Source organism: Dankookia rubra (assembly GCF_004355005.1).
Classification (GTDB): domain Bacteria; phylum Pseudomonadota; class Alphaproteobacteria; order Acetobacterales; family Acetobacteraceae; genus Paracraurococcus; species Paracraurococcus ruber_A.
In genome coordinates this window covers 1-26,209 of the sequence record NZ_SMSJ01000020.1, presented here as the reverse complement: position 1 = coordinate 26,209, position 26,209 = coordinate 1, and the positions used below count along the sequence as shown (strand labels likewise).

General features: G+C 71.5%; 26 protein-coding genes. 17 read left to right on the top strand and 9 right to left on the bottom strand.

Annotated elements, in window-relative coordinates; genetic code table 11:
* The first annotated feature begins 11 nt into the window (after nucleotides 1–11).
* Nucleotides 12–419, top strand: coding sequence for a hypothetical protein (locus tag E2C06_RS16260; RefSeq protein ID WP_133289667.1), 408 nt, complete (start codon nucleotides 12–14; stop codon nucleotides 417–419).
* On the opposite strand, the gene E2C06_RS16255 is transcribed toward E2C06_RS16260, so the two are convergent.
* From E2C06_RS16255 to E2C06_RS16245, 3 genes are all read right to left on the bottom strand, one after another.
* Nucleotides 370–1,611 (bottom strand): MFS transporter, encoded by a 1,242-nt coding sequence (locus E2C06_RS16255; protein WP_133289666.1) that lies wholly within the window; start codon nucleotides 1,609–1,611, stop codon nucleotides 370–372. The two genes, E2C06_RS16260 and E2C06_RS16255, sit on opposite strands and share 50 nt — an antisense overlap.
* Before the next feature lie 85 nt (nucleotides 1,612–1,696).
* On the bottom strand, nucleotides 1,697–2,260 hold the full coding sequence (locus E2C06_RS16250) for a hypothetical protein (protein WP_206664560.1): 564 nt from the start codon (nucleotides 2,258–2,260) through the stop codon (nucleotides 1,697–1,699).
* A gap of 125 nt (nucleotides 2,261–2,385) precedes the next feature.
* The gene (locus tag E2C06_RS16245; RefSeq protein WP_133289665.1) at nucleotides 2,386–3,975 is read right to left on the bottom strand and encodes an ABC transporter substrate-binding protein; all 1,590 of its coding nucleotides are present in this window, start codon (nucleotides 3,973–3,975) and stop codon (nucleotides 2,386–2,388) included.
* Between the two features lie 117 nt (nucleotides 3,976–4,092).
* On the opposite strand from E2C06_RS16245, the gene E2C06_RS16240 reads away from it, so the two are divergent.
* Both E2C06_RS16240 and E2C06_RS16235 read left to right on the top strand, forming a co-directional pair.
* The gene (locus tag E2C06_RS16240; RefSeq protein WP_133289664.1) at nucleotides 4,093–5,052 is read left to right on the top strand and encodes a TIM44-like domain-containing protein; all 960 of its coding nucleotides are present in this window, start codon (nucleotides 4,093–4,095) and stop codon (nucleotides 5,050–5,052) included.
* 164 nt (nucleotides 5,053–5,216) lie between these two features.
* Nucleotides 5,217–5,417, top strand: coding sequence for a hypothetical protein (locus E2C06_RS16235; protein WP_133289663.1), 201 nt, complete (start codon nucleotides 5,217–5,219; stop codon nucleotides 5,415–5,417).
* Nucleotides 5,418–5,595: 178 nt separating this feature from the next.
* Here E2C06_RS16235 and E2C06_RS16230 read toward each other — a convergent pair whose 3' ends face one another.
* Both E2C06_RS16230 and E2C06_RS16225 read right to left on the bottom strand, forming a co-directional pair.
* Nucleotides 5,596–6,051 carry a hypothetical protein gene (locus tag E2C06_RS16230; RefSeq protein ID WP_133289662.1) on the bottom strand — a complete coding sequence of 152 codons (456 nt, stop codon included), beginning with the start codon at nucleotides 6,049–6,051 and terminating at the stop codon, nucleotides 5,596–5,598.
* A 355-nt stretch (nucleotides 6,052–6,406) separates the two neighbouring features.
* Nucleotides 6,407–7,342, bottom strand: a complete 936-nt coding sequence (locus E2C06_RS16225; protein ID WP_133289661.1) for a diacylglycerol/lipid kinase family protein — start codon at nucleotides 7,340–7,342, stop codon at nucleotides 6,407–6,409.
* 254 nt (nucleotides 7,343–7,596) lie between these two features.
* Between E2C06_RS16225 and E2C06_RS16220 the strand changes: the two genes are divergently transcribed.
* From E2C06_RS16220 to E2C06_RS16160, 13 genes are all read left to right on the top strand, one after another.
* On the top strand, nucleotides 7,597–8,406 hold the full coding sequence (locus E2C06_RS16220) for a UDP-2,3-diacylglucosamine diphosphatase (RefSeq protein WP_133289660.1): 810 nt from the start codon (nucleotides 7,597–7,599) through the stop codon (nucleotides 8,404–8,406).
* Nucleotides 8,407–8,479: 73 nt separating this feature from the next.
* A complete protein-coding gene (locus tag E2C06_RS16215; protein ID WP_456305183.1) occupies nucleotides 8,480–9,484 on the top strand; it encodes a glycosyltransferase family 4 protein in 1,005 nt (334 codons plus the stop codon).
* Between the two features lie 137 nt (nucleotides 9,485–9,621).
* Nucleotides 9,622–10,377, top strand: coding sequence for a lysophospholipid acyltransferase family protein (locus E2C06_RS16210; protein WP_133289659.1), 756 nt, complete (start codon nucleotides 9,622–9,624; stop codon nucleotides 10,375–10,377).
* On the top strand, nucleotides 10,374–11,750 hold the full coding sequence (locus E2C06_RS16205; protein WP_133289658.1) for a 3-deoxy-D-manno-octulosonic acid transferase: 1,377 nt from the start codon (nucleotides 10,374–10,376) through the stop codon (nucleotides 11,748–11,750). Before E2C06_RS16210 ends, E2C06_RS16205 begins: the two co-directional genes overlap by 4 nt.
* An 86-nt stretch (nucleotides 11,751–11,836) precedes the next feature.
* Nucleotides 11,837–12,826, top strand: a complete 990-nt coding sequence (lpxK, locus tag E2C06_RS16200) for a tetraacyldisaccharide 4'-kinase (protein WP_133289657.1) — start codon at nucleotides 11,837–11,839, stop codon at nucleotides 12,824–12,826.
* Nucleotides 12,827–12,836: 10 nt separating this feature from the next.
* Nucleotides 12,837–13,706 carry a lysophospholipid acyltransferase family protein gene (locus E2C06_RS16195; RefSeq protein WP_133289656.1) on the top strand — a complete coding sequence of 290 codons (870 nt, stop codon included), beginning with the start codon at nucleotides 12,837–12,839 and terminating at the stop codon, nucleotides 13,704–13,706.
* A gap of 109 nt (nucleotides 13,707–13,815) precedes the next feature.
* A complete protein-coding gene (locus tag E2C06_RS16190) occupies nucleotides 13,816–14,385 on the top strand; it encodes a TetR/AcrR family transcriptional regulator (RefSeq protein WP_133289655.1) in 570 nt (189 codons plus the stop codon).
* Complete coding sequence (locus tag E2C06_RS16185) at nucleotides 14,382–14,606, top strand: hypothetical protein (RefSeq protein WP_133289654.1); 225 nt, start codon at nucleotides 14,382–14,384, stop codon at nucleotides 14,604–14,606. The genes E2C06_RS16190 and E2C06_RS16185 overlap by 4 nt, the downstream gene beginning before the upstream one ends.
* A gap of 7 nt (nucleotides 14,607–14,613) precedes the next feature.
* Entirely contained in the window at nucleotides 14,614–15,654 is a 1,041-nt protein-coding gene (locus E2C06_RS16180) for an HlyD family efflux transporter periplasmic adaptor subunit (protein WP_165982432.1), read from the top strand.
* Complete coding sequence (gene devC, locus E2C06_RS16175; protein WP_133289652.1) at nucleotides 15,651–16,928, top strand: ABC transporter permease DevC; 1,278 nt, start codon at nucleotides 15,651–15,653, stop codon at nucleotides 16,926–16,928. The genes E2C06_RS16180 and devC overlap by 4 nt, the downstream gene beginning before the upstream one ends.
* The gene (locus tag E2C06_RS16170) at nucleotides 16,928–17,656 is read left to right on the top strand and encodes an ATP-binding cassette domain-containing protein (RefSeq protein WP_133289651.1); all 729 of its coding nucleotides are present in this window, start codon (nucleotides 16,928–16,930) and stop codon (nucleotides 17,654–17,656) included. The genes devC and E2C06_RS16170 overlap by 1 nt, the downstream gene beginning before the upstream one ends.
* 76 nt (nucleotides 17,657–17,732) lie before the next feature.
* Nucleotides 17,733–18,755: an amino acid ABC transporter substrate-binding protein gene (locus E2C06_RS16165; RefSeq protein WP_133289650.1), complete on the top strand. Its 1,023-nt coding sequence runs from the start codon at nucleotides 17,733–17,735 to the stop codon at nucleotides 18,753–18,755.
* A gap of 62 nt (nucleotides 18,756–18,817) precedes the next feature.
* Nucleotides 18,818–20,842 (top strand): TonB-dependent receptor, encoded by a 2,025-nt coding sequence (locus E2C06_RS16160; protein ID WP_206664559.1) that lies wholly within the window; start codon nucleotides 18,818–18,820, stop codon nucleotides 20,840–20,842.
* A 3-nt stretch (nucleotides 20,843–20,845) separates the two neighbouring features.
* Here E2C06_RS16160 and E2C06_RS16155 read toward each other — a convergent pair whose 3' ends face one another.
* From E2C06_RS16155 to xseA, 3 genes are all read right to left on the bottom strand, one after another.
* On the bottom strand, nucleotides 20,846–21,598 hold the full coding sequence (locus E2C06_RS16155) for an SDR family NAD(P)-dependent oxidoreductase (protein ID WP_133289648.1): 753 nt from the start codon (nucleotides 21,596–21,598) through the stop codon (nucleotides 20,846–20,848).
* 79 nt (nucleotides 21,599–21,677) lie between these two features.
* Nucleotides 21,678–22,439 carry a M23 family metallopeptidase gene (locus tag E2C06_RS16150; protein ID WP_241671313.1) on the bottom strand — a complete coding sequence of 254 codons (762 nt, stop codon included), beginning with the start codon at nucleotides 22,437–22,439 and terminating at the stop codon, nucleotides 21,678–21,680.
* A 158-nt stretch (nucleotides 22,440–22,597) separates the two neighbouring features.
* Nucleotides 22,598–24,064 carry an exodeoxyribonuclease VII large subunit gene (gene xseA, locus E2C06_RS16145; RefSeq protein ID WP_133289647.1) on the bottom strand — a complete coding sequence of 489 codons (1,467 nt, stop codon included), beginning with the start codon at nucleotides 24,062–24,064 and terminating at the stop codon, nucleotides 22,598–22,600.
* A 74-nt stretch (nucleotides 24,065–24,138) separates the two neighbouring features.
* Between xseA and purD the strand changes: the two genes are divergently transcribed.
* The gene (gene purD, locus E2C06_RS16140) at nucleotides 24,139–25,407 is read left to right on the top strand and encodes a phosphoribosylamine--glycine ligase (protein WP_133289646.1); all 1,269 of its coding nucleotides are present in this window, start codon (nucleotides 24,139–24,141) and stop codon (nucleotides 25,405–25,407) included.
* Between the two features lie 9 nt (nucleotides 25,408–25,416).
* On the opposite strand, the gene E2C06_RS16135 is transcribed toward purD, so the two are convergent.
* The gene (locus tag E2C06_RS16135) at nucleotides 25,417–26,148 is read right to left on the bottom strand and encodes an ABC transporter ATP-binding protein (protein WP_133289645.1); all 732 of its coding nucleotides are present in this window, start codon (nucleotides 26,146–26,148) and stop codon (nucleotides 25,417–25,419) included.
* Nucleotides 26,149–26,209: the final 61 nt, after the last annotated feature.

Here is a 26,209-nt window from a genome sequence, read left to right as displayed (position 1 = left end):
GGGAGCGGCGCATGGCTATCCAGGAATGGCGCAAGGCGCGCGAACACATGGAGCGCGAGGCGATCGCGGCACTGGCCGAGTTGGTGGTGAACGAGAACGGCCGCCTGCCGCTGCGCGAGGCGGCGGCGCTTGCCGTCGTCACCGCTCACCAAGTGCCTGAGCTGGTGGAGATGGGCGCCTTCGAGGCGGGAGACCTGGATGACGAGGCGATGAACGCGACCGCCGTCGTCGTCGACATCGCCTCCGGCTGGGACGACGAGGGCGAGAGTGTCGCGGAATACGTCGAAGGCCTCGACGAGCACGACCTGGAGCGCCTGTCGCGCCATGCGCAGGCCTGGGCCGCCGCGGTCTGGCAGCAGATGGTCCCGCTCAGCGAAGCGGAGAAGGAGACCACTCTGGCCTCGTTGAAGCCGCAGTAGCCGTCGCGGCCGTCTCCGGCATCGCCCACCAGAACAGCAGCGCCCCAGCCGCCGCGGTCGCGGCCAGGGCGAGGAAGGCCGCGGAATAGCCGGCTTGCACCACCACCCAGCCGGCCGCGGCATTGGAGATCGAGGCGCCGAGACCCTGCGCGGTGGCGACGGCACCGAGCCCGGCGCCGAAATGCCCGGTGCCCCGCGTCAGGTCGGCGGTGATCATCGGCATCAGGGCGCCGAACAGCCCGGCGCCGACCCCGTCCAGCGCCTGCACCCCGACCAGCCACCAGGGATCATCTGACAGGGTGTAGAGCACGCCACGCAGCGTCAGCACGGCGAAGCCGGCGAGGAAGAGCGGCTTGCGGCCCCAGGCATCGGCCCGGGCGCCGGCCAGCGCCGCCATTGGCACCATCACCAGCTGCGCCGCGACGATGCAGACCGACATCAGCGCCGTGCCGCGGTTGAGGTCCTGCTGCGCCAGCTTCTGCCCGACCAGCGGCAGCATCGCCGCATTGGCCAGATGGAACAGCGCGACACACAGCGCGAAGACAAGCAGCGGCCGGCAGGTCAGCAGCGTCCGCCAGGCCGAGACGTGCTCGCCGCCATTCTCGTCGGCACCGCGCGCCAGCCGCTCGTCGATCCTGCTGGCCGGGATCGCCAGGGCGGCGGCGATGCTGGCCAATGCCATCCCGCCCAGCAGCCAGAACACCGCGACTGGCCCGAACCAGAGCGAGAGCCCGCCCGCCGCAGCGGCGGAGGCAGCGTTGCCCGTATGGTTGAATGCCTCGTTCCGCCCGGTGCGGCGGCTGAAGGCGGCGCGGCCCGCCAGTCCCAAGGTGAGCGCGGCGATCGCCGGGGCGAAGACCGCGGCGGCCATGCCGCTGGCCGCCTGCAGCGCCGCCACCGGCCAGAAGCCGGGAAAAGCCGGGATCAGCAGGCAGGTGGTGGTGACCATAAGGGCGGCCAGGGCCAGGACCGCCCGCCGCGCCGACATCGCATCCACCAGAACCCCGGCCGGTGCCTGGGCCAGCAGCCCGGCGACGCCGGAGGTAGCGAGGACGAGGCCGGTCTGCGCCGGGTCCCAGCCGAGCGCCAGGAGATAGACTGCGAGATAGGGGCCGAGCCCGTCCCGGACATCGGCCAGGGCGAAGTTCAGCCCGTCCAGCGCGCGGGCGCCGGGGATGCTCTGCAGGGACATCGGCGGCGCGGCTCCGGGAGGGCGCCGCGCCAACGCTGCCGCCATCGCCGGGGTTCGGTTGGCGCGGCGCCGCCGCGCCCGTCTTTCAGCGGATCGGGATCATCGCATGCTCGTAAGGTGTGCCGATCCACATCATGAAGGGCTTACCCGGGTCCGGGTCGGGCGTGCGGGGATAGCCGGCCGTGGCATTCACCGCCGGCCCACCGACCACCATCATATGCGGCCCGGTGCTGATCCACCGCCGCCCCGCTTCCGGCTTGGTGGCAAAGGGATCGGTGTTGCTGACATCGCCGCCGGTGACGAGCATGAAGACGATCCCGACCTTGTCGGGCGGCAGCGTCTTGTTCATCCAGGTATGCCGCCATTCCATCCCGTTGGTATTGAGGCACATCGGGTCGCGGCCGGGAGAGGCGGGATCGTCCGGGATGCAGGTGAAGCCGTTCCTGCCCTGGCGCAGCGTTCGCAGGGTGCCGTCGGCTTCCATGGCGACCACGGTGGCGTTCAGGGCAACGGATTTCGGCCCCGCAGACCTGGCGCTGGTAATCAGCTTCTCGTCGGCTTGCTTGCCCGGCTGTGCCGCCGATGGCGTGGCGGGCAGCAGCAGGCCTGCTGACAACATCGTCGCTGACAGCAGCACGATCGTCCTCATGGCAGCTTCCCCTGTCGGGGCATCAGAGACTGCGACCGGACGCTCCCCACCGCCAAAAGACAAATGGCAGGGTAGCGGATTTGCCAGGCCGGTCGCGCTTGGACCAGCCGGCGCGGTCGCGGCGCTCAGTCGAGCCGGATCTCCCGCACCTGCACCTGGTTGTCCGCCCGGTGGGTCACGCCGACGCCCTGTCGCACCGCCCAGGGAATCATCATGTGGTAGAGCGGGATGTGGCCGAGCTCGGCATTGTGGAGAGCATGCGCCCGGGCGATCAGGCCGCGACGGGTCTCGGCATCGGTCTCCGATTCCACCCGGCGCACCAGCGCGTCGAATTCCGCATTGGCATAGCCGCCGGCATTCCAGCTGGCGCTGCCGCCCAACGCGCGGGACGCCATGACCGCGCGCAGCGTGTACAGCGCATCGAAGGTCGGCACGCCCCAGGATAGCGCATAGAACTGGCTTTCGCGGCGCTGGATGCGGCCGATGAACTGGCTGTTCGGCACCAGGTTCAGGCTGGCCTTGATGCCGACCTGGGCCAGCATGGCAGTGATCGCCTGGCAGGCTTCGTCATAGGTGCCGACCGGGCAGTCGAAGCCGATGGCGAAGCCCAGGGGGTAGCCGGCCTCGGCCAGCAGCGCCTTCGCCCGGTCGCGGTCGTAGGGCAGCCGCTTGTCGGTCTCCGCCGTCCAGCCGTTGACGAACTGCGTCCACATCGACCCGGTCGGCACCGCCTGGCCGCGGAGCGTGCGGCGTTTCAGGGTTTCCACGTCGATGGCATGGGCGACGGCCTGGCGGACGCGGACATCCTTGAAGGGGTTCCGGTCGCGGATGTCGGAGGAGGACAGGTCATCGGCCTCCTGGTTCATCGCCAGGAAGACGGTGCGGTTCTCCTGGCCCTCCAGCACCCGCAGCCGCGGGTCGCGGCGGATGCGCTCGATGTCCTGCACGGGCACGACATGCACCATGTCGACCTCGCCCGAGAGCAGGGCGGCGACCCGCGTCGGATCCGAGTTCAGCACGACGTAGTGGAACTCGGTGACGTTGCCCGGCGCCGCCTTGGCCTCGATCCCCCACCATTGCGGGTTGCGGGCCATCACCGTGCGCTGGTCGACCTCCCGCCGGGCGATGACGAAGGGGCCGGTCCCGTTGGTGTTGCGGCTGGCGAAGGTTTCCTCCCGCTGGCCGAAATTCTGCGGCGCGGCGCTCCGGTTGGCCTCCGACCAGCCTTTGTCCATCACCAGCACGCGGCTCATTTTGTCGGGGATGGTGGCGTCCGGCGTGCGAGTGATGACGTCGAGGGTAAGCCGGTCCACCACCTCGGTGCCCAAGACCGTGTCGACGTAGATTCCGTAATTGCTGGTCGGCGCACGGACGCGGGCGATGGAGAAGGCGGCATCTTCCGCCCCGAAGCTCTCGCCGCCGGCGAACTTCACCCCGTCACGCAGATGGAAGCGCCAGCGGGTGGGATCCACCTGCTCCCACCGCACCGCCAGGCCGGGATGCAGCGTCAGGTCGTCGCCGCGATGGGTCAGCGGCTCATAGACCTGGGAGACGATCAGGTAGGTGAAGAGCGCGTTGGTCGCATGCGGGTCGAGCGTCGCCGCATCCGTGCTGGTGGCGAACCGGAAGACCTTGGCCGGCGTTTGCGCCGCGGCGGTGCCTGCCGCCAGCAGGAGCCCACTCAGGGCCGCCGCCCTGATCCACGCCTGCGCCATCCCGTTGTTTCCCAGCCGCTACGGGGGCAGGGTGAAGGCTTGCCGGCCCTGTCGCAATCCTCCAGGCGGCACCCTATATGGACGCCAAGTAACATGATGCCGGAGAGAATCCAGACCATGCGTCGTCCCGCCTTCTTGCTCGCGGCCTTCGCTGCCGCGGCCCTTGCGCTCGCGCCGGCGATCGCCGATGCGCGGCCGGGCGGCGGCTCCTCGATGGGGAGCCGCGGTGCCCGCACCTATAGCCCGCCGCCCTCGACCCAGACGGCGCCAGGGACGGCCCGCCAGATGGACCGGACGATCACCGAGCCGTCGCGGCCCGGCGCGCCCTATGCCCAGCCCTCGCGGCCCTTCCAGCCGAACCCGGCGGGCGGCTTCTTCTCCCGCTCGCCGCTCATGGCCGGGTTGATGGGCGGCCTGATCGGCGCCGGCATCGGTGGCCTGCTGTTCGGCCATGGGCTGTTCGGCGGCCTGAGCGGCTTCGCCAGCATCCTCGGCCTGCTGCTGCAGATCGGCCTGGTGGTGCTGCTGGTCCGTTTTGCCATGGCTTGGTTCCGCCGGCGCCAGCAGCCGGCCCTGGCCGGGATGCCCGCGGGCATGGCGCGCGAGGCCCAGCATGGCCCACGCCCGATCTATGGCGGCGGGGGCGGTGGTGCCGCCCCAGCGGGTGCGCCGATTCAACTGACCCCGGCCGATTTCCAGGCCTTCGAGAATGTCCTGAAGGTGGTCAATGCCGCTTGGTCGCGGCAGGACGAGCAGGGGATGCGCGCAGTCGCCACGCCAGAGATGATGCAGTATTTCGGCGGCGACCTGGCCGACCTGGCCCGCCGCGGCTGGCGCAACGAGACGCGCGACGTGGTGCTGGAGAAGGGCGACTTGGCTGAGGCCTGGCGTGAAGGTGCCCGGGAATACGCGACCGTGGCGATGCGCTTCTCCCAGGTCGACGTCACCCGCCGGATCAGTGACGGCGCGGTGGTGGAGGGTGACCCGAACCGCCGCGTCACCGCGACGGAGCTGTGGACCTTCGTTCGCACCCAGGGTGGCCCCTGGATGCTCTCGGCCATTCAGCAGACCGGCTGAGCCGAACCTTCCGGCCGTTTCGACTGCCGCATTTCGGTCACGTTTGCGCCGTCTGGGCTACTGGCCCGGACGGCGCGCTCGCAATTAGGGTGGACTTGGGCCAAATCATGGCATCATCGTGGCAGCGCGCTGCCGCATCGCTGTCAGCCGGAGAGGTTCCGCCCATGATCGCCCTGTGCTTCCTGGCCGTCCTGGCCGCTGTTGGTGGGCTTGCCGCGGTCGGTCTGGCTCTCGGCCCCGCCGCCGTGCTGGCGCCCGCGGCGTTGCTCGCGGCGCCGGCGCTCGGCGCGGTCTCGCTGGCCGCGGGCCTCGCCGCCACCGCGGTCGCGCTCCGCCGTGAGGCCCAAGGGCGTGGCCAAGCCTAGGCACGGCCGGCATTGGGCGAGCACGCCGACGGCATGCCCGGGCTACGGAAGGCATAGCGCAGCCCAATGATGAATGCGTGGTTGTGATTGGTGATCTCGAGTTTGGCGTGACGGAAGCCGGCCCGGCCGATTCGGACGCCATGTTCCACCTGCGGGTCCAGCACGGCGAAGTAGCGGTCTAGGCCGAGAGCGAGAGGCTCCGCACCAGGCTCGAGAGGTCCCGGTCCAGGCCGAGAATCGCTTGGTCAGGCGAAGCGCCCGTCGACGCCGATGTCATCGACTCGTCATTGCCGCTACGGATCATGATCCGGTCGTAAGCCGACCAGGCATAGCCGGCACTGAGTTCGACCTGCGGCGTCACCGGCACGCCCAGCCGCCAACCCAGCCGAGGCACGTTGTAGAAGACTTTGGCCATTACCGCCGAGGTGCTGGTCGTACCGGTAAGCTGGGCATGCGCGGAGTAGCCGACGGCCGAAGTCTTGCCGACCCCGCTGCTGCGATAGCCGAATTCAACCTCGGCCCGGAGGCCCTGGCCAAAGCCCCAGCCTGAGGCTGCCCAAGGCGCCTGGCCGGCCCCGTCGAAGCCAAGCTTTCCGGTGGTGGCAGTAACCCATGGCCCGGTCCATGTCGGCACTGGGCGTCTTCAGGGTCAGACCGGAATCTTGACGGAAATTCGCTCCGGCCCTGGCCCTGAGATAGGGACCGCTGATCGAGCCAGGGCTGGGCCATCGGCTACCAGCATCAGCAAGCCGCCAGTTATCACCGATTTCGTGGGTGTTATTCTCGTTTCTGATATTGTTTAAAAAACGAAAATCTCATACTGCCGGAGGAGATCCTACGAACGGGGGTGACTGCTAACCTCTAAGGATAATGGTGAAGTGCCGTCCTCGTTTTTGTTGCGAAAGTACGTTTTTGAGTCTTGAGGCGGCTTGGAGCGGGCCAGCTTTCCATGTCGAAGCAGTGATATAATCTGCGGATTGAATTGTCCCCTATCGCTCTGCGACACGTGCGCAGGGCAGCATGACCTCGATCGGCCCCGCGGCACTCTCCAGCATCACCGGCAGCATTCCCGCCGGATCGCCATCCGCCTGGACCGGGACCGTCCTGCCGATGGACCCTGCCGCGTATCCGGCCATGGGCCCGTCCCGCAGCTCGACCCGCCACGCTCGACGCAGTTCCACGCCTGGCATCCGCGGCAGCAGGTCGAGCGGCAGCGCGGCGCCGCAGAGTGCCGCCTGCAGCCGTGCGCCCATTGCCCCGCCGCGGAACAGCACTACCTCGAAGCCGGCCTCCCCCGGCCGTGCCGCCGGTGCCAGCAGGTACCGCCCGGCATAGAGCCGGCCCTTGGAGACGATGGCGCTCACCACCTCCTCCGCCTGCCCGTCGAGCACGGCGTTGAAGCGCGGGAAGCGGTACCGTCCCAGCTCGCGCATCCCCTGCAGGACGTAGGCGCCGCGCCCGATCCTCCGCTTCAGGCCGGGGTCGAGCCGCGCCACCACCTCCGCGTCGAAGCCGGCGCCGAGCATCTGCACGAAGAGCCGCTCCGACCCGTCGGCGAACCGGGCCAGCCCCGGCCAGAGCCGCCGCGCCTGGCCGCCGGACAGCACCGCCGCCGCGGCTTCCGGGCGTGGCGGCAGGCCGAGCTCCCAGGCCAGCACGTTGGCCGTGCCAAAGGGCAGGATGCCGAGCCGCGCCGCGCTGCCGGCCAAGCCCGCCGCGACTTCGGCGATCGTCCCATCGCCGCCGGCCGCGACCACCACCCCGATGCCCTCGCCCGCCGCACCCCGTGCCAGCAGCGTCGCATGGCCGGGATGCAGCGTCTCCGCCACCCGGGCGAGGATGCCGGCCTCGGCCAGGGTGCCGAGCGCGCGGGCCAGGCGGCGACGGCGGCGGCTGCCGGCGGCAGGGTTGAAGACGATGAGCATGCGGCTCCTGGCGATCGGGGTGGCGGTGCCTGCCGGGTTGGGCGGGTCACCTCACTGCGGAGGTTCGGCGACAGCCCCGCGTCGCCGATATTGCGGCGGGATGAAATCTTTCACCCGGCGCCCGCTTGCGGCCCCGCGTCACGCAAGATTCACGACCGCTGCCGTTCCCCTGCGTTACTGCGAGGGCGCGCAACGGCCGGTTGCCCGGCGCGGTATCCTTCCCGCGACGAGGCCGGCCACCGAAGGCAGGTGCGATGCAGACCACCGATCCGAAAAGCCGATACCGCACGATCTTCCTCTCGGACGTGCATCTCGGGACCAGGGGCTGCCGGTCGGACTTCCTGCTCGACTTCCTGCGGCGGACGGAATGCGACCAGCTCTACCTCGTCGGCGACATCCTCGACGGTTGGCGGCTCCGCAAGTCCTGGTACTGGACCGCCGAGTTCGACGAGGTGCTGCGCGAGATCCTGACCATGGCGCGGCGCGGCGTCGCGGTAACCTACATCCCCGGTAACCACGACGAGATGTTCCGTGATTGGCTCGGTCTCGGCTTCCAGGTCGCCGGAGTGCGGATGGCGCGCGACACGGTGCATGAGGGCGCCGACGGACGGCGCTACCTGGTGATCCACGGCGACGAGTTCGACGGCGTGATCCGCTATGCCAAGTTCCTCGCCCATCTGGGCGACTGGGCCTATGACTGGGCGCTGACGCTCAACCGGGTCTTCAATGGCGCCCGGCGCCGCCTCGGCTATCCCTATTGGTCGCTGTCGCAATGGCTGAAGCGTCAGGTCAAGGGTGCGGTCAAGGCGATCGACCGGTTCGAGGTGGCGCTGGCCGCGGAGGCGCGGCGGCGCGGCCTGGACGGCGTAGTCTGCGGTCACATCCACCATGCCGAGATGCGGATGGTGCAGGGCGTCATGTACATGAACGACGGCGACTGGGTGGAAAGCTGCACCGCGCTGGTCGAGCATGCCGACGGACGGTTCGAGTTGCTGGACTGGGCGGCGGACAACCGGCTTTCCGTTTGGCGTCGGCTCGGAAGCCCGGCCGTGGCCGCGGCCTGAACGGAAGATCGCCATGTTCATCGATCTCGCCGACGCGCCGGAAGGCGCGCCCACGGTGCTGCCCGATACCGAGATGCTGCGGCTGCTGATCGTCACCGATGCCTGGGCGCCGCAGGTGAATGGCGTCGTGCGCACGCTGTCGACCGTCGCCGCGCGGCTGCAGGCGCTGGGCGACACGGTGGAGGTGATCGGCCCGGACCGCTTCCGCACCCTGCCCATGCCGGGCTATCTGGAGATCCGTCTGGCGCTGCTTCCGGCCCGCGCGCTGCGCGGGATGGTCGATGCGTACCGGCCGACCGCGGTGCATATCGCCACCGAGGGCCCGCTCGGGATGGCGATGCGGTCGCTCTGCCTGCAGCGCCGCTGGCCCTTCACCACCAGTTTCCACACCAAGTTCCCCGAATACCTCCAGGCCCGCACCGGCCTGCCGCCGCGCTTCGCCTGGGCTTGGCTGCGCCGCTTCCATGAAGCCGGGAACGGTACCTTCGCCGCGACGCCCTCGCTTCGCGCCGAGTTGGCCGCGCGCGGCTTCACCAAGATCCGCCCCTGGACCCGTGGCGTCGATCTCGCGCAGTTCGCGCTGGAGCCGCGCGAGGCCTGGGCCGGCCTGCCGCGCCCCGTCTTCCTCTATGCCGGCCGCGTCGCCGTCGAGAAGAACATCGGGGCCTTCCTGGCACTCGACCTACCGGGGTCGAAGGTAGTGGTGGGCGACGGGCCGCAGCGAGCGGCCCTTGCCCGGCGCTTCCCGGCTGCGCATTTCGCCGGCTGGCAGCAGGGCGCCGATCTCGCCCGCTGCTATGCCGGGGCGGATGTCTCGGTCTTCCCCTCGAGGACCGACACCTTCGGCCTGGTGATCCTGGAAGCGATGGCCTGCGGCACGCCGGTCGCCGCCTATCCGGTCACCGGGCCGCTCGACGTCATCCCCGGCTCTGGCGCCGGGGTGGTGAACGAGGATCTGCGGGCGGCGGCATTGGCGGCGCTCGGCTGCGAGCGGGCGGCGGCGCGGCGGCACGCCGAGCGTTATTCCTGGGAGGGCTGCGCCGCCGGCTTCCGCCGCCAGCTGGTGCCGATCGGCTGATGCGGATGGCCGAAGGGCGGAACCGCCCGGAGGCGTGACGCCGCTTCGCCGGCGACACGCCTCCCCCGGGGGCCGGCCCGCCTGTTCCCGGGCGCCCGCCCGTGCTACCCGCCGGTTCTCGATATGCGCGCGCATCCATGTTCCGGCGGCTGATCCGCTCCGCCGCCGTCCAGGCGGCCTTTGCCCGGGCGCTCGGCCTGTACCTGGCCTGCGTCTACCGCACCACGCGCTGGACCCTGCTGGGAGAGGCTTCGCTGCGCGCCGCCTTCCGCGACGCCGAAGGCCGGCCCCGCAGCGTCATTGCCGCCTTCTGGCACGAACGCCTGCCGATGATGCCGATGCTCTGGCAGCAGGCGCGCGCCCGGCTGCCGGAGATGGTGGGGATGAAGGCGCATGTCCTGGTATCCCGCCACCGCGATGGCCGCTTCATCGGCGAGGTGGTGCGGCGCTTCGACCTCGACATGGTCCACGCTTCTACCAGTGCCGGGGGCGCCGCCGCCAAGGGCGGCGCCAGCAAGGGCGGGGCCACGGGCATGCGGGTTCTGCTGCGGATGCTGGCCCAGGGCGACATGGTGGCGATCACCCCGGACGGGCCGCGCGGTCCGCGCCGGGTCGCCGCGCCGGGCGTCGCCCAGCTGGCGGCCGTTTCCGGCCTGCCGGTGCTGCCCTGCGCCGCGCGGACCACGCGGGCGCATGTGCTGGGGAGCTGGGACCGCATGGTCCTGCCGCTGCCCTTCGGCCGCGGCGTCCTGGTGGTGCAGCCGGCGGTGCCGGTGGACCGCGACGACCCGCTCGCCGCCCTCCCGGCCATCGAGGCCGGGCTGACCGCCGCCTGCGCCGCGGCGGATGCCTGGGTCACGGCGCCGGCGGCCGCCCGCGCCGCGATGGCATGACCGTCAGCCTCGCGCTCTGGCGGCTGGCGGCCGGCGCCGTGGCGCCGCTGCTGCCGCTGCACCTCCGCCGGCGGGCCCGGCTCGGCAAGGAGGTCGCCGCCCGGCTCGGCGAGCGCCGGGGCGAGGGTGTCGCCCGGCCGCCCGGCCGGCTGCTCTGGCTGCATGCCGCCAGCGTCGGCGAGACGCTCTCGGTCATCCCGCTCCTGGAGGCGCTGGCGGCGCGCGCGCCCGACCTGACCCTGCTGGTCACCACCGGCACCGTGACCGCCGCCGTGCTGCTGGCCCAGCGCCTGCCGGGCGGACTGGACGGTCGGCTGCTGCACCGCTTCGTGCCGCTCGACGTCCCGCGCTGGGTGGAGCGCTTCCTCGATGGCTGGCGGCCGGATTGCGCGGTGCTGGTGGAATCCGAGCTCTGGCCCAACCTGATCTCGGCCGCCGCCACGCGCGGGGTGCCGCTCGCTTTGGTGAATGCGCGGTTCAGCGCGCGCTCGTCCCGACGCTGGCGGCTGCTGGCGCCGGGCCTCGGGCGGCGGCTGCTCGGCGCCTTCCGCCTGGTCACCGCGCAATCCGCAGCGGATGCGGCGCGGCTCCGCGAGCTCGGTGCGGCAGCGGTGCTGACGCCGGGCAACCTGAAAGATGCCTCGCCGCCCTTGCCCGCCGATGTCGCCGCGCTGGCGGCGTTGCGCGAGGCGGTTGACGACCGGCCGGTCTTCCTCGCCGCCAGCACCCAGCCAGGGGAGGAGGCGATCGTCGCCAGCGCCCATGCACTGCTGGCGCCGAGCCATCCCGGCCTGCTGACCGTGATCGTGCCGCGCCACCCGGACCGCGGCGCGGCGATCGCCGCCGAACTGGCGCCCCTGCCGGTCGCCCGTCGAGCGGAAGGCATCCTGCCGGCGCCGGAAACCGCGATCTACCTCGCCGACACCCTCGGCGAGCTTGGCCTGTTTTACCGCCTGGCCGGGGTTTGCCTGGTCGGCGGCTCCTTGGTCCCGCATGGAGGGCAGAACCCGCGCGAGCCGGCCCGGCTCGGCTGCCCCATCCTGCTCGGCCCGCATACCCACAACTTCGAGGAGCCGGTCGCCCGGCTGCTGGCCGCCGGCGGCGCCGCCCGCGTGGCACCCGAGCCGGGGGCGCTGGCGGCTGCCGCCGGCGCCGTGCTATCCGATCCGGACCGCGGGCGAGTCATGGCGAATGCCGCCGCCGCGGCGCTTGCTGCGGAGGCCGGCTTGCCGGACCTCCTCGCGGGATTGCTGATCGGGCTTATCCTCGGCGCCGGGCCGGGGTATGGGCCGGATGACGCGGCCGCGACGCGACCCGAGGCTGATCCGGCAGCGACGCCGGCCGGCCAACCCCGGCGGGGCGGGGTGCGTTGAGGCCTGGGCTGCGGCTCCGGACTGGCATCGCCGGCACGGACCCGGTCGGATGAACGCCGGATGAACCAAGGACTGGTCAAGGCCTGATGCGTGCCCCCGAATTCTGGACCGGGGACGGTGGTGGATTCTTGCCCCTCTTCCTGTCCCCCGCCGCCGCAGTCTATGCCGCCGTCACCGCGCGCCGGATGCGGCGGCATGGCTGGACGGCGCCGGTGCCGGTGATCTGCTGCGGCAATGCCACTGCCGGCGGCTCGGGCAAGACCACGGTCGCGCTTGATCTCGGCCAGCGCCTGGCGAACCGTGGCGTCGGCCTGCATTTCCTGCTGCGCGGCTATGGCGGCCACCTGAAGGGGCCGGCCCGGGTGGACCCGCGTGCCCATGACAGCCAGGCTGTGGGCGACGAGGCCTTGCTGCTGGCGGCCGAGCGTCCCGCCTGGATCTCGGCCGATCGCGCCGCCGGGGCGCGCGCCGCGGTCGCCGGCGGGGCGCAGTGCATCGTCATGGATGACGGATTGCAGAATCCCACCCTCGAGAAGGATCTCTCGCTGCTGATTATCGACGGCACCTACGGCTTCGGCAATGGCCGCATCATTCCGGCCGGGCCCTTGCGGGAGATGCCGGAGGCCGCCGCCGCGCGCTGCCGCGCCGCGGTGCTGATCGGGGAAGACGAATACGGCGCGCTGGCCCGGCTGCCGCCGCGCTTGCCGGTGCTGCGGGCGAAGCTGGTGCCGGGGCCGGAGGCGGCACTGCTGGCGGGCCAGCCGGTCTATGCCTTCTGCGGCATCGGCAACCCGCGCAAGTTCTTCTCGACGCTGCAGGAGGCCGGGGCGGTGCTGGCGGGGCGGATGCCCTTCGCCGACCATTATCCTTTCGACGAGGGCGACATGCGCGACCTGCTGGCCGAGGCCGACCGTCTCCGCGCCATCCCGGTCACCACGCGGAAGGATTTCGTCCGCATCCCCCCTGGCTTCCGCAGCCGGGTCACGGTGGTGACGATCCGGCTGGAATGGGAAGAGCCGGCGACGATCGAGGGCTTGCTCGACCCCCTGGCGCAGCGGGTACCGATCCCTGCCTGAGCAGCCCCGCGTGAGGCGTCTGCAATTTGCCGCCGAGACCCTGGCGGTCCGCGCGGTCCTCGCCCTGGCGCATCGGCTGGGGCCGCGCCGTGCTTCCGATGTCGGCGGCGCGCTGGCGCGTGGGCTGGGTCCGCTGCTGCCGGTCTCCCGCGTCGCCCGGGCCAACTTGGCGCTCGCCCTGCCGGACCGCGACGCCGCCGCGCGCGCCCGCATCCTGCGCGACATGTGGGAGAATCTCGGCCGCACGGTGGGGGAGCTGCCGCATCTGCCGGCGCTGGACTGGGAGATCGTGGGGGCCGAGCACCTGGCGCCGATCGCCGCGCAAGGTGGGCCGGCGATCATGGTCTCCGGCCATATCGGCAATTGGGAGGTGCTGCCGCCGGCGCTCGAGCGCCTCGGCATCCGCATGGGCAGCGTCTACCGCGCGGCGGACAATCCGCAGGTGGACGCGCTGGTGAACAGGCTGCGCGCCCGAGCGGTGCGTGGTGCGCCGCTGCCGCTCTTCCCGAAGGGAGCGCAGGGGGCACGGGCGGCGCTGAAGTTCCTGTCCCAGGGTGGCGTGCTCGGCCTGCTCGCCGACCAGAAGCTGAACGATGGCATCGCCGTGCCGCTGCTGGGCGTGCCGGCGATGACCGCCGCGGCCCCGGCGCAGCTGGCCCTACGCTTCCGCTGCCCGGTCATCCCCGGTCGCATCCAGCGGCTCGGCCCCTGTCGCTTCCGGCTGGTGGTAGACCCGCCCCTGGCCCTACCCCTCGACACCGACCGCCAGGCGGCGATCCAGGTGCTGACCGGGGCGATCAACGACCGGCTCTCGGCCTGGATCCGGGAGCGACCGGAGGAATGGCTCTGGTTGCACCGGCGCTGGCCGAAGCAAAGCTGAACGGGCGCAATCAGGGCGGAGGCCGGCGGCATCATCTTTGTCGCATACATCGACGTGACTATACCGGCTGGACGGTTGACTTACCGTCCAGCCGGTATAGTCTCGTTGCATGCCCGATGGCTCCGTCTCCGGCGATGCCCGCACTCGCATCCTCGACGCCGCCGAGGCGATTGTCCGCGCCCGGGGCGTCAGCGGCCTGACCCTCGATGCCGCGGCCAGGCAGGCCGGCGTGTCGAAGGGCGGGCTGCTCTATCATTTCGGCTCCAAGGAAGCGCTGATCACCGGCCTGCTCGGCCGTATGGCCGAATGGATGGCACTCGATTTCGAGAGCTGCGTCGCCGGCCAGCCGGAAGGCCCCGGCCGGGTCGCCCGCGCCATGCTGGCCTGGGCCTTCGAGCTGACCCCCGACGCGATCAACGAGCGTTGCGACCGCGCCGCTGCGGTCTTCCTCGCCGCCTTCCACCACGACCCCGCCTTGCTCGGCCCGATCCGAGCGGTGATCGCCCGGATGCGAAAGGCGGTTGAGGCGGATGGCCTTCCGCCCGGCCATGGGCACGCCATCATGGCGGCCGGCGACGGGCTGTTCATGGCCCGGGTCTTCGGCCTTTACGCGCCGACGGAGCCGGAGCGTCACGCCATGCACGCCGCGCTCTCGCGCCTGCTGGAGGTTGCGTCATGAAGCTGGTTCCCGCCCTGGCCGGCGCGGCCATGACCCTGCTGCTGGCCGGCGCCGCCGCCGCCACTACTCAAGTGACGGAGCCGCCGGGGCTGCTCGGCGTCCTCGCCCAGCTGCTCGGCTGCGGCAGCCCCGAGGATGCGGCTCTGCTCTCGCGCGACCTGCTGGACGAGGCGGAGTTCATCGCCCAGCTCGGCGCCCCCGCCGCCGAGGCCGGCCAGTGAGCCGCGCATGAACCGCAAGGGGCTCCTGCTTGCCGTCCTCCTCCTCGCCGGGATCGGCGTCGGCGCCCTGGTCTGGAGCCGTGATGGCAGTGCCGATCGCGCCCCGCCACCCATCGCTGCCGTCCCTGCGGGCCCCGTCGGCGTTGGCGCGCTCGGCCGGGTCGAGCCGGCGTCACGCATCCGCAAGCTGAACCAGCCCGGCGGCTTCAACGTCGCCCGGCTCGACCGGCTGCTGGTCGCCGAGGGCGACCGGGTCGAGGCCGGCCAGGTGCTCGCGATCCTCGCCGATGCCGCGCAGAAGGATGCCGCCGCCCTGCAGGCCGAGGCCAGCGCCCGGCAGTCCCGCGCCAGCCTCGAGCGCATCCGCGCCGCCGGGCGGCCGGAGGAGATCGAGGCGCAGCGCGCCCGCATCCAGGCGCTGCACGCCGCCGAGGCCAGCGCGCGGCGCGAGGCCGAGCGGGCCGAGGCGCTGCTGCCCTCCGGCGCCGGCAACATCGCCACCGCCGAGCGCAACCGCTTCGCTGCCAGCCGCGCCGCCGCCGAGCGGGCCGAGGCCGAGGCCGACCTGGCCCGCCTGCTGCGTCCCCGCCCCGAGGACCTGGCGGTGGCCGAGGCCGAGCTGGCCGCGGCCGAGGCGGCGGCGGCCCGGGCGCGCGCCGATGCCGGGCTGTCGCGCATCGCCGCGCCGATCGCCGGCACCGTGCTGAAGATCTATGCCCGCCCGGGCGACCAGGTCGGCAGCGACGGCGTGCTGGATCTCGCTGACCTGACGCGGCTCGACATCGTCGCCGACGTCTTCGAGACCGACCTGCCGCGGCTGCGCGAGGGGGCCCCGGCCGAGGTCGTCGTGCCCGGCGAGCCGCGCCGCTACGCCGCGACCCTGCGCGAGATCGGGTGGATGGTCCGCCGCACCACCCAGGCCGGCACGGATCCGGTCGCCGCCGTCGATGCCCGCACGGTCGAGGTGCGGCTCGCGCTCGGCGAGGAAGGCCGGGCGGCGCTGGAGCGGCGGACCAATATGCAGGTCCAGGTGGCGATCCGGCCATGAACGTCCAGGCGCGCGAAGCGCCGGCGCCGCCCGGATTCCTGCCCTGGGCGCCGGAGCTGACCGGGGAGGCCGGGCCGCCGCCCGAGCCGCGCGCGCCGCGGGGACGGCCGGGCGCGGCGCTGTACCTGCCGCTCCGCCTCGCCTGGCGGCAGCTGCGGGCGGAGAAGGCGAGGCTCGCCTCCGCCATCGCCGGCGTCATGTTCGCCTGCGTCCTGGTCTTCATGCAGCTCGGGTTCCGCTCCGCGCTGTTCGACAGCGCGACGGCGCTGCTGGCCAGCTTCCGCGCCGACGTCTTCCTGATGCACCCGATGACGCAGGTCAGCTTCAAGCCGGAGATGCTGCCGCGGGTGCGGGCCAGCCAGGCCCTGGCATTGCCCGAGGTGCAGGCGACGGTCCCGGTCTACCTGGCGCAGGCGACCTGGCGGAACCCCGAGAGCGGCGCGCGCCGCGCGGTGCAGCTGGTCGGCTTCGACGTCGAGGCGGGGGTGATGGACTTCCCCGGCCTCGCCCCGCTGATCGAGACGCTGAAGCGGCCGGACACCATGGTTTTCGACCGACGCTCGCGGCCCGAATTCGGCCCCGTGCCGAAGCTGCTGGCGGAGCGCGGGCCCTTCGAGGTGCAGGTCGCCAACCGGCAGATGGAGGTGGTCGGGCTGATTGAGATCGGGCCCTCCTTCGGCGCCGACGGCAACGTGGTGATGTCGGAGACGAATTTCCGCCGGCTGGTGAAGGAACGCCAGGTCAGCCAGGTCGACCTGATCGCCATCCGGCTGGTGCCCGGCGCCGACCGCGAGGCGGCGGTCGCCCGGCTGCGGCAGGTGCTGCCGCCCGACGTCACGGTGCTGGGCGGCCCCGACTTGGTGAAGCACGAGCGCGACTACTGGGAGAGCGCGACGCCGATCGGCTTCATTTTCATGTTCGGCAGCATCATGGGGCTGATCGTCGGGATGGTGATCGTCTACCAGATCCTGTTCAGCGACATCGCCAGCCACCTGAAGGAATACGCCACGCTGAAGGCGATGGGCTATTCCAACTTCTATCTCGGCCGCGCGGTGCTCTCGGCCGCCTTCATCCTGGCGCTGCTCGGCTTCCTGCCGGGCTTCGCGCTTTCCACCTTTCTTTACGACGTGGTGGGGAAAAGCACCTTCCTGCCGCTGGCGATGGATGCGCCGCGGGCGCTGGCGGTCTTCGGGATGATCTTCACCATGTGCGGCCTCGCCGGGCTGCTGGCGATGCGGAAGCTGCGCGACGCCAATCCCGCGGACATGTTCTGATGGACGGTCATGCGTCCGCCGTCAGGCCTGCGCCCGTCGAGATCCGGGGCCTCGGCTATGCCTATGGTGAGGGCGAACTGCGCCGGCCGGTGCTGCGCGACATCGACCTGACCATCCGCCCCGGCGAGATCGTGCTGCTGACCGGCCCGTCCGGCAGCGGCAAGACCACGCTGCTGACCCTGATCGGCGCGCTCAGGGCGATGCAGGAAGGGAGTTGCCGCGTGCTCGGGCAGGAGTTGATGGGGGCGAGCGAGGCGCAACGCGTGCAGCTCCGCCGTCAGATCGGCTTCATCTTCCAGCAGCACAACCTGCTCGGCTTCCTGACCGCGCAACAGAATGTCGCCATGGCGATCGAGCTCGACCCGCGCACCACCGAGGCCGGGCGGCTGGAGCGGGCGACTGCGATGCTGGCGGCCGTGGGCCTCGGTGACCGCGGCGCCAGCCTGCCGAGCGAACTCTCCGGGGGGCAGCGGCAGCGCGTGGCAGTGGCGCGGGCGCTCGCCGGCGAGCCCGGGCTGATCCTGGCGGACGAGCCGACCGCGGCGCTCGACCGGCAATCCGGCGGCGAGGTCGTGCGGCTGCTGCGGGAGCTTGCGAAGCGGCGCGGCGTGCCGATCCTGCTGGTGACGCACGACCCGCGCATCCTCGACCTCGCGGACCGCATTGTCTCGATGGAGGATGGGCGGATCGTGCCTACGAAACAGGCAGAAGGCGTCCCCGCAGCCTGATTCCGCCCATGCGTGCCGGTTGACGCCGCCGCCGCGTGGCAGACAGCATCCCTCCACCAACGAAAGGATCCGGAGCATGCTGGGACGAGCCTTCCTCGCCACCGCGGCCATGGTGGCCACGCTGTTCAACGCCGGCGCCGCTTCGGCGCAGCAGACGCTGGAGGCGATCAAGGCGCGGGGGCAGTTGGTCTGCGGCATCGGCACCGGCGTCGCCGGCTTCGGCCTGCCGGACAGCAAGGGCGTCTGGCAGGGCATGGACGTGGATCTCTGCCGCGGCCTTGCCGCCGCCATCTTCAACGACCCGAAAAAGGTGCGCTTCACGCCGCTGTCCTCCTCGACCCGCTTCACCGCGCTGGGTGCGGGGGAGGTGGACGTGCTGTTCCGCACCAGCACCCAGACCATGCTGCGCGACGTGACGCTCGGCCTCCGGCACGTGGTGACCTATTTCTACGACGGGCATGGCTTCATCGTGAAGAAGGACAGCGTCGCCAAGGTTTCCGAGATGCGCGACGCCACCATCTGCCTGGTGCAGGGCACGACCAATGAGCAGGTGACGGCGGACTACTTCCGCAGCATCAACACGCCCTTCAAGCCGGTGCTGTACGAACGCACCGACCAGGCCGCGGCCGCGCTCCAGGCCGGCCGCTGCGACAGCTTCGGCACCGACGCGTCGCAGCTGGCCGGGGTGAAGTCGACCATGGCCAACCCGAAGGACTGGGTGATCCTGCCTGAGCGCTTCAGCAAGGAGCCCTACGGCGCCTATATCCGCCGCGATGACCAGCAATGGTTTGACGTGGTGCGCTGGTACACCACCGCGCTGATCGAGGCGGAGGAGCAGGGCATCAGCCGCGCCAATGCGGAGGAGATGCGGAAGACCAGCGTGAACCCGAACACCCGCCGGCTGCTGGGCGTGACGCCGGAGCTTGGCGAATCGCTGAAGCTCGACCGCAATTGGGCCTTCAACGCCGTCAGGGCCATGGGGAATTACGGCGAGATCTACGACCGGTCCTTCGGCCCCGACACGCAGATCGACCTGGCGCGCGGGCCGAACAGGCTCTGGACCCAGGGCGGGCTGATCTACGCGTTGCCGATGCGGTAGGCCGGTTGCCTACGGCGCCGCTCCCGGCCTAACTGCGCCGCGGGAACCGGGGAACGGCGGCGTTGCGGTTGGGGTGGTTCGGCGCGTTGCTGCTGACGGGGGCGGCGCAGGCACAGGAGGCCGAGCTGCCGGCCCTGCTGGTCACCGGCGCGGCCGCAGGCCCCGCCGCCGCGGCCAGCGAGCTCGAGGTGCCGCGCGCCGAACTCCTCGCCCGCCCGATCGCCCGTACGGCGGAGGCGCTGGAAGCGGCGCCGGGCCTGGTCGTCACCCAGCACAGCGGTGAGGGGAAGGCGAACCAGTATTTCCTGCGCGGCTTCAACCTCGACCATGGGACCGATCTGGCAATCACGCTGGACGGGATGCCGGTCAACATGCGGACGCACGCGCACGGCCAGGGCTATGCCGACCTGAACTTCCTGATCCCCGAGCTGCTCGGCGGGCTGCGGGTGCGCAAGGGCCCCTACTATGCCGATGACGGCGACTTCGCCACCGCCGGCGCACTGCGACTGGACCTGGTGGATGCGCTTGAACGCCCCTTCGTGCAGGGCACCGTTGGCAGCTTCGGCTATTGGCGCGGGCTTGCCGCCGGGTCGAAGGACCTCGGTGCCGGCACGCTGCTGGCGGCCGGGGAGGTTGCGACCTACCAGGGGCCGTGGCGAAACGGCGACGACCTGCGCCGGCTGAACGGCGTCCTGCGGTATAGGCAGGGCACCGCGCTGGACGGCTTCATCCTGACCGGGATGGGCTATGGCGGGCGCTGGGATTCGACCGATCAGGTGCCGGCGCGGGGCGTCTCCGCCGGCTTGGTGAACCGCTTCGGCGCGATCGACCCGACCGATGGCGGTCGGGCGCAGAGGGCAAGCCTTTCGGGGCGCTACGCCACCACTGGGGACTGGGGCACCATGCGGATCTCCGCCTATGCGATCCGCTCGACGCTCGACCTCTACAACGATTTCACCTACTTCCTCGACGATCCGGTGAATGGCGACCAGTTCCACCAGACCGACCGCCGCTGGGTGCTGGGCGGGGAAGTGGTGCAGAGCCTGCCCTGGGCGGCCTTCGGCCGCGCGGCCGAGACCCGCTTCGGCGTCCAGACCCGGCACGACGACATCCGCCTCGGCCTGTTCCGAACCCAGGCGCGCACGGCGCTGTCGACGGTGCGGCAGGATGCGGTGCGGCAGGACAGCCTTGGATTCTTCACCGATACCACCTTACGCCCGAAGGATTGGCTGCGGCTGACCGGCGGCCTGCGGGCCGACTGGATGGGCGGACGGGTGCGCAGCGACACGGCGGCGAACTCCGGCGCGGCCGGCGCATGGATTGCCAGCCCGAAGGCCGGCGTCGTGCTCGGGCCATGGTGGGCGACGGAGGTCTTCCTCAATGCCGGCAGCGGCTTCCACAGCAACGACCTGCGCGGCGCCACAATCCGGGTCGAGCCGGCTGACCGGCTGACCCCGGCCTCCCGCGTGCCGCTGCTGGTGCGGGCCAAGGGGGCGGAACTCGGTGTCGCCACCCAGGCGATGCCCGGGCTCGACAGCCGGCTGGCCGCCTTCGTACTGGAGGTGGGTTCGGAGATCCTCTTCCTCGGTGATGCCGGAACGACCGAGCCGAGCCGCGCGAGCCGGCGCATCGGCGTCGAATGGAACAACCGCTGGCAGGCGTCACCGGCGCTCGCGCTCGACCTCGACGTCGCGGCGACGCGGACGCGCTTCACTGAATACGACCCGGCCGGCAACCATGTGCCCGGCGCGCCCAACCTGGTGCTGGCGGCGGGGGCAAGCTGGGACGAGGGGATCGGCTGGTTCGGCGCGGCGCGGCTCAGGGTCTTCGGCCCGCGGCCGCTGACCGAGGACGGGCAGGAGCGGTCGCGCACCACCGCCCTGGTCAATGCCCGTGCCGGCTACCGGCTGGAAAACGGCGTCACCCTGCGCCTGGACGCCTTCAACCTGTTCAATACCAAGGCCAGCCAGATCGACTACTGGTACGCCTCCCGCCTGCCGGGGGAACCGGCGGCGGGGGTGGAGGACCGGCACTTCCACCCGGTCGAGCCGCTGGCGGTGCGCTTCACCGTGGCGGCGGCGCTATAGAAGTTACAGTGACCCGCCATCCACCACGAAGGTCTGCGCCGTCACCATCCGGCTGTCATCGGCGGCCAGCCAGAGCACCATGCGGGCGATATCGGGTGGGTAGAGCTTCTCCTTCAGGCATTGCCGCTCGAGCGCCGCCGCAACCGCCTCGGGCGTTGCCCAGAGCTGCTCCTGCCGCTCGGTGAAGATCCAGCCCGGCACCACCACGTTGCAGCGGATGCCGGCGGGGCCGAGGTCGCGCGCCAGGCCGCGCGCCAAGCCATGCACCGCCGCCTTGGCGGTGGTATAGGCCGGCATGCCGCCCTGTGACTTCATCCAGGACACGCTGCCGAAGAAGACGATCGAGCCCCGCTTCTCCGCCTGCATCATCGGCGCCACCGCTTGGCTGCAAAAGAACTGGTGGCGCAGGTTGGTGTGCATGCGCTCGTCCCAGTAGTCGGGCTCCACCGTCTCCCAGCCATGGCGGTCGTCGCGGGCGGCGTTGTTGGCCAGCACGGTGATGCGGCCGAGCCGCGATGCGGCTTCCGCCACCGCGGCCCGGAGCGCGGCGACGTCGCGCAGGTCGCAATGCAGGAAGAGCGCGCCGGTGCGTTCCGCCACCAGCCGGCCATTCGCGTCATCTAAGTCGAGGAAGGCGGTGCGCGACCCTTGCGCGGCAAACTGCGCGACCATCTCGGCACCGATGCCACTGGCCCCGCCGGTGACGAGGACGGTGCGGTCCTTCAGGCTCGGATAATGGGCGAAGCTGTCGGCCATGGGGATCCTCCCGAATCAGGTCCGGCTTCAAGTGTCCGGGGCGCGCCGAAGTTCAACCTCCCGCCGGAGGCGTGCAAACTCATCCCTGCGTCGCGGGCAAGGCGCTGGCGGGATCAATCGCGGTGGAGAACCAGTTCATCGCGAAATGCAGGTGCGGCCCGGTGACGCGGCCGGTGGCGCCCGAGAGGCCGATGCCCTGGCCGGAGGCGAGCGGCTCCCCCTCGGTGACATCCAGCCGTGACAGGTGGGCATAGAGCGTCTGCACGCCGAAGCCGTGGTCGATCACCACGGTGTTGCCGGTGAAGTACAGGTCCATCGCCAGCAGCACCCGGCCGGCCGCGGCGGCGCGCAGCGGCGTGCCGACCGGCACCGCGACGTCGAGCCCGACATGCGGCGCCCGCGCTTCCCCGTTCAGGATGCGCTGGCTGCCATAAACGCCACTGATGCGGCCGGTGGCCGGCCAGACGAAGCCGGCGGCGAAGTGCGGCTCGGCGCTGTCGGTCTTGCGGAGAGCGGCCAGGTGGTCGCGCTCGCGAGTGATGCGGGCCATGGTTTCGGGCGGCGGGGTGACCATGGCGCCGGGCAAGCCCTGCAGCCGCTGCACCTGCCATTCGCGTTTCGCCACGGCCAGGCGCTGGGCCTCCGGCCGGCCGCCGGGCGGCGTGACGGTCAGCAACGCCTCGGGCCCGTGGTCGCGGCCGAAGCCGAAGGCATAGTCGCCGCGCGGCCCGACGCGGAGCGGGCGGCCGTCGAGGGCCAGCCTGGTGCCCGGGGGAACGCGGCCGGTGACGAGCATGCCCTGGGAGTAGCTTGCGGCGCGGGCCGTGGCCGGGATCAGCAACAGGCTGAGCAAGGAACGGCGAGAAAGAGCGAGGGAAACTATCCCCTCGCGCTCCCCTCTATTTCTGTGAGTCCGCAGGCTGAGCTGTCGGGTGCCAAACTCACGGAAATAGAAGGGGGACCGGGGGGATACTTTCCCCCGGCCTACGCTGTCCTCCGTCACAGCAGCGCCCCCTGCTTCGGCTCGGCCTTCCGCTTCGGCTTCGCCCCGTCCGCCGTCGCGCCTACCGTGCCATCCGCGAATGTCACCACCAGCCGCCCGCCCGCCGGCACCGCGGCGGCGTTTGTCAGCGGCGCGCCTTCGGCGTCCGAGACCAGCGCGAAGCCGCGCGCCAGCACCGCCTGGTAGGAGACGCCCTCAAGCCGCGCCACCAATCCATCCAGCCGCGCCCGCTTTTCCCGCACCAGCGCCGCGACGGGCGTGGCGGAGAAGCGCGCAAGCGCCGGCGCCGCCTGCGCCCGGGCCACCGCCCGGTGCAGTGCCGCGCTCCGCCGCGCGTCCAGCAGGCCGAGCGCGGCGCGGCGCGCCGCCATCCCCTCCCGCGGGTGGGGCAGGCGGGGCGCGATGCGGGCGAGGGCGCCGCGCTTCCGCTCGATCAGCCCGGGCAGGGCGACGGCGAGCCGCTCGCCCCGATCTTCCAGCCGCTGCCGCATGGCGCCGAGGATGCCGGGCAGGTCGGGCAGGCCGCGCTCCGCCATCATCAACCGCCGCCGGGCGCGGTCTAGCAGCGACTGCCCAGCCTGCAGCAGCCGCGCCCCGGTCTGCGACAGGTCGGCCAGCAGGTCGGCCCGTGCCGGAATAGCCATCTCGGCCGCGGCGGTCGGCGTCGGCGCGCGGCGGTCGGAGGCGAAATCGATCAGCGTCGTGTCGGTCTCATGACCGACGGCGCTGATGAGGGGGACCGGACTCTCGGCCGCGGCGCGGACCACGACCTCCTCGTTGAAAGCCATCAGGTCCTCAAGGCTGCCGCCGCCGCGGGCCACGATGATGACGTCGGGGCGGGGGACCGGCCCGTCCGGCGGCAGCGCGCCAAGGCCGCGGATGGCGGCGGCGATCTGCTCGGCCGCGCCGTTGCCCTGGACTGGGACGGGCCAAAGGATGAGCCGGCGCGGGAAGCGGCGCAGGATCGTGGTGCGGATGTCCTGGATGACTGCGCCGCGTTCGGAGGTGACGACGCCGATCACCCGCGGCAGCACCGGCAGGGCGCGCTTCCGCGCCGGGTCGAACAGCCCTTCCTCCAGCAGGCGCAGCCGCAGCTTCTCGATCCGCGCCAGCAGCGCGCCCTCGCCGGCATATTCCAGCCGGTCGATGACGAGCTGGTACTTCGATCGGTCGGCATAGGTGCCGATCTTGCCGGTGGCGATGACCTCGACCCCGTTCTCCGGCTTGATCGCCAGGCGGGGGACGCTGGTCTTCCAGATCACCGATTCCAGCTTGGCGCTCTCGTCCTTCAGCGAGAGGTAGATGTGCCCAGATGGGTAGCGCTTCAGCTCGGTGATCTCGCCGCGGACGCGGACCCGGCCGAAGCGGTCCTCCAGCGTCCGGCGGATGGCGCCGGCGAGCTCGGAGACGGCGAATTCCGGGATGTTCGGGGCGGCCTTGGCGACCGGCGGCGTGGTGTCCATGCCGGCAGGATATGCTAGGGGCCGCCCGCGGGGGAGGCTCTTCCCCGGATGATTCAGATCAGGGCTGATGTGCCATGAAGGTCCTCGTGGTCGGCGGCGGCGGGCGGGAACATGCGCTGTGCTGGGCGTTGTCGGGCTCCCCCTTGCTGACCAAGCTCTGGTGCGCCCCGGGCAATGCCGGCATCGCCGAGGTCGCGGAGTGCGTGGCGATCGGCGCCGAGGACATCCCCGGCCTGGTCGGCTTCGCCCAGACGCAGGCGGTGAACCTGGTGGTGGTGGGGCCGGAGGCGCCGCTGACCCTCGGACTCGCGGATGCCTGCGCCGCGGCCGGGCTGCGCTGCTTCGGGCCGTCCGCCGCCGCGGCGCAGCTCGAGGGCAGCAAGACCTTCACCAAGGAGGTCGCGGACGCCGCCGGCGTGCCGACCGCCGCCTGGTCCCGCTTCACCGATCCTGCCGCCGCGCGCGCCTATATCCGTGCCCAGGGCGCGCCGATCGTGGTCAAGGCCGATGGGCTGGCCGCCGGCAAGGGCGTGGTGGTGGCGCAGACCGTCGAGGAGGCTGAGGCCGCCATCGCCGAGATCATGGAGGACCGCGTGCATGGCGCCGCCGGCGCCGCCGTGGTGATCGAGGAATGCCTGGTCGGCCAGGAGGTCTCCTTCTTCGCCCTCTGCGACGGAGAGACCGCCCTGGCCCTCGGTGCGGCGCAGGACCACAAGCGGGTGGGGGACGGCGATACCGGGCCGAATACCGGCGGCATGGGCGCCTATTCCCCGCCGCCCATCCTCACCGAGGCACTGCATGCCGAGATCATGGACCGGGTGATCCGCCCGACGCTGGCCGAGATGGCGCGTCGCGGCACGCCCTTCCGCGGCGTGCTCTTCGCCGGGCTGATGATCACCGAGGGCGGGCCGAAGCTGATCGAGTTCAACGTCCGCTTCGGCGACCCGGAATGCCAGGCGCTGATGCTGCGGCTGCGCTCCGACCTGCTGGCGGCGCTGCTGGCCGCCTACGACGGCGAACTGGCCGATTTCGACCTGCGGTGGGACCCTCGGCCAAGCCTGGTCGTGGTGATGGCGGCGAAGGGTTACCCGGGTGCTTATGCCAAGGGGACGGTGATCCGCGGACTAGACTGCGCCGCGGCCATCCCCGGCGTGCAGGTTTTCCACGCCGGCACCATCCGGCGGGCGGATGGCGCTGTGCTGGCCAATGGCGGCCGGGTGCTGGGCATCGCGGCAACCGGCGGGAGTGTGCAGGCGGCGCGCGATGCCGCCTATGCCGCGGTCGATGCGCTGGACTGGCCGGAAGGGTTCTGCCGGCGGGACATTGCCTACCGGGCCTTGTAGCAGCCCGGTTCAGGCGTCCTCCAGCACCGCCTCCACCGGCCCGTCGGCGACGATCCGCCCGGCCTCCAGCCGGATCGCGCGGGTGCACCATTCCCGCACCACCGCCATGTCGTGCGTCGCCAGGACCAGGATCTCGGCATCGGTGACCAGCTTGGCCAGCTTCTCCCGCGCCTTGGCCATGAAGGCGGCGTCGCCGGCCAGGAACCACTCGTCCATCAGCAGCACCTCGGGCTCCATCACCGTCGCCATGGCGAAGGACAGCCGCACCTGCATCCCCGCCGAATAGGTTCGGACGGGGACGTCGAGGAACTCGTTGAGGCCGGAGAAGGCGCCGACCTCGTCGGCCATGGCCTCGCTCTCGGCCTCCGACAGGCCGCGGAACAGACCGCGCAGGACGATGTTCTCCCGTCCCGTGGATTCCTGGTCCATCCCGGCCGACGGATCGATCAGCGAGCCGATCAGACCGGCGACCTCCAGCCGCCCGCCGACCGGCTGGTAGACGCCGGCGAGGGTCCGCAGCAGCGTGGTCTTGCCGGCGCCGTTGCCGCCGACGAGCGCCACCCGCTCGCCCCGGCCGACCTGGAAGGTGAGGTCACGCAGGGCCGAGACGACGACACGGTGGGAGGCATCCTCCCGCAGCCGCAGGGGCGACTTGGCGAGGATGCGCTTCTTCAGCGACCTCGCGCCCATGTGATACAGTGGAAATTCGATGGTGAGTTGGTTGGCGAGGATATGGGGCATGGGTGAGGGCCTCAGACCCAGAAGGCGATGCGGCCGCGGAAGCGGATGAAGAAGGCCAGGG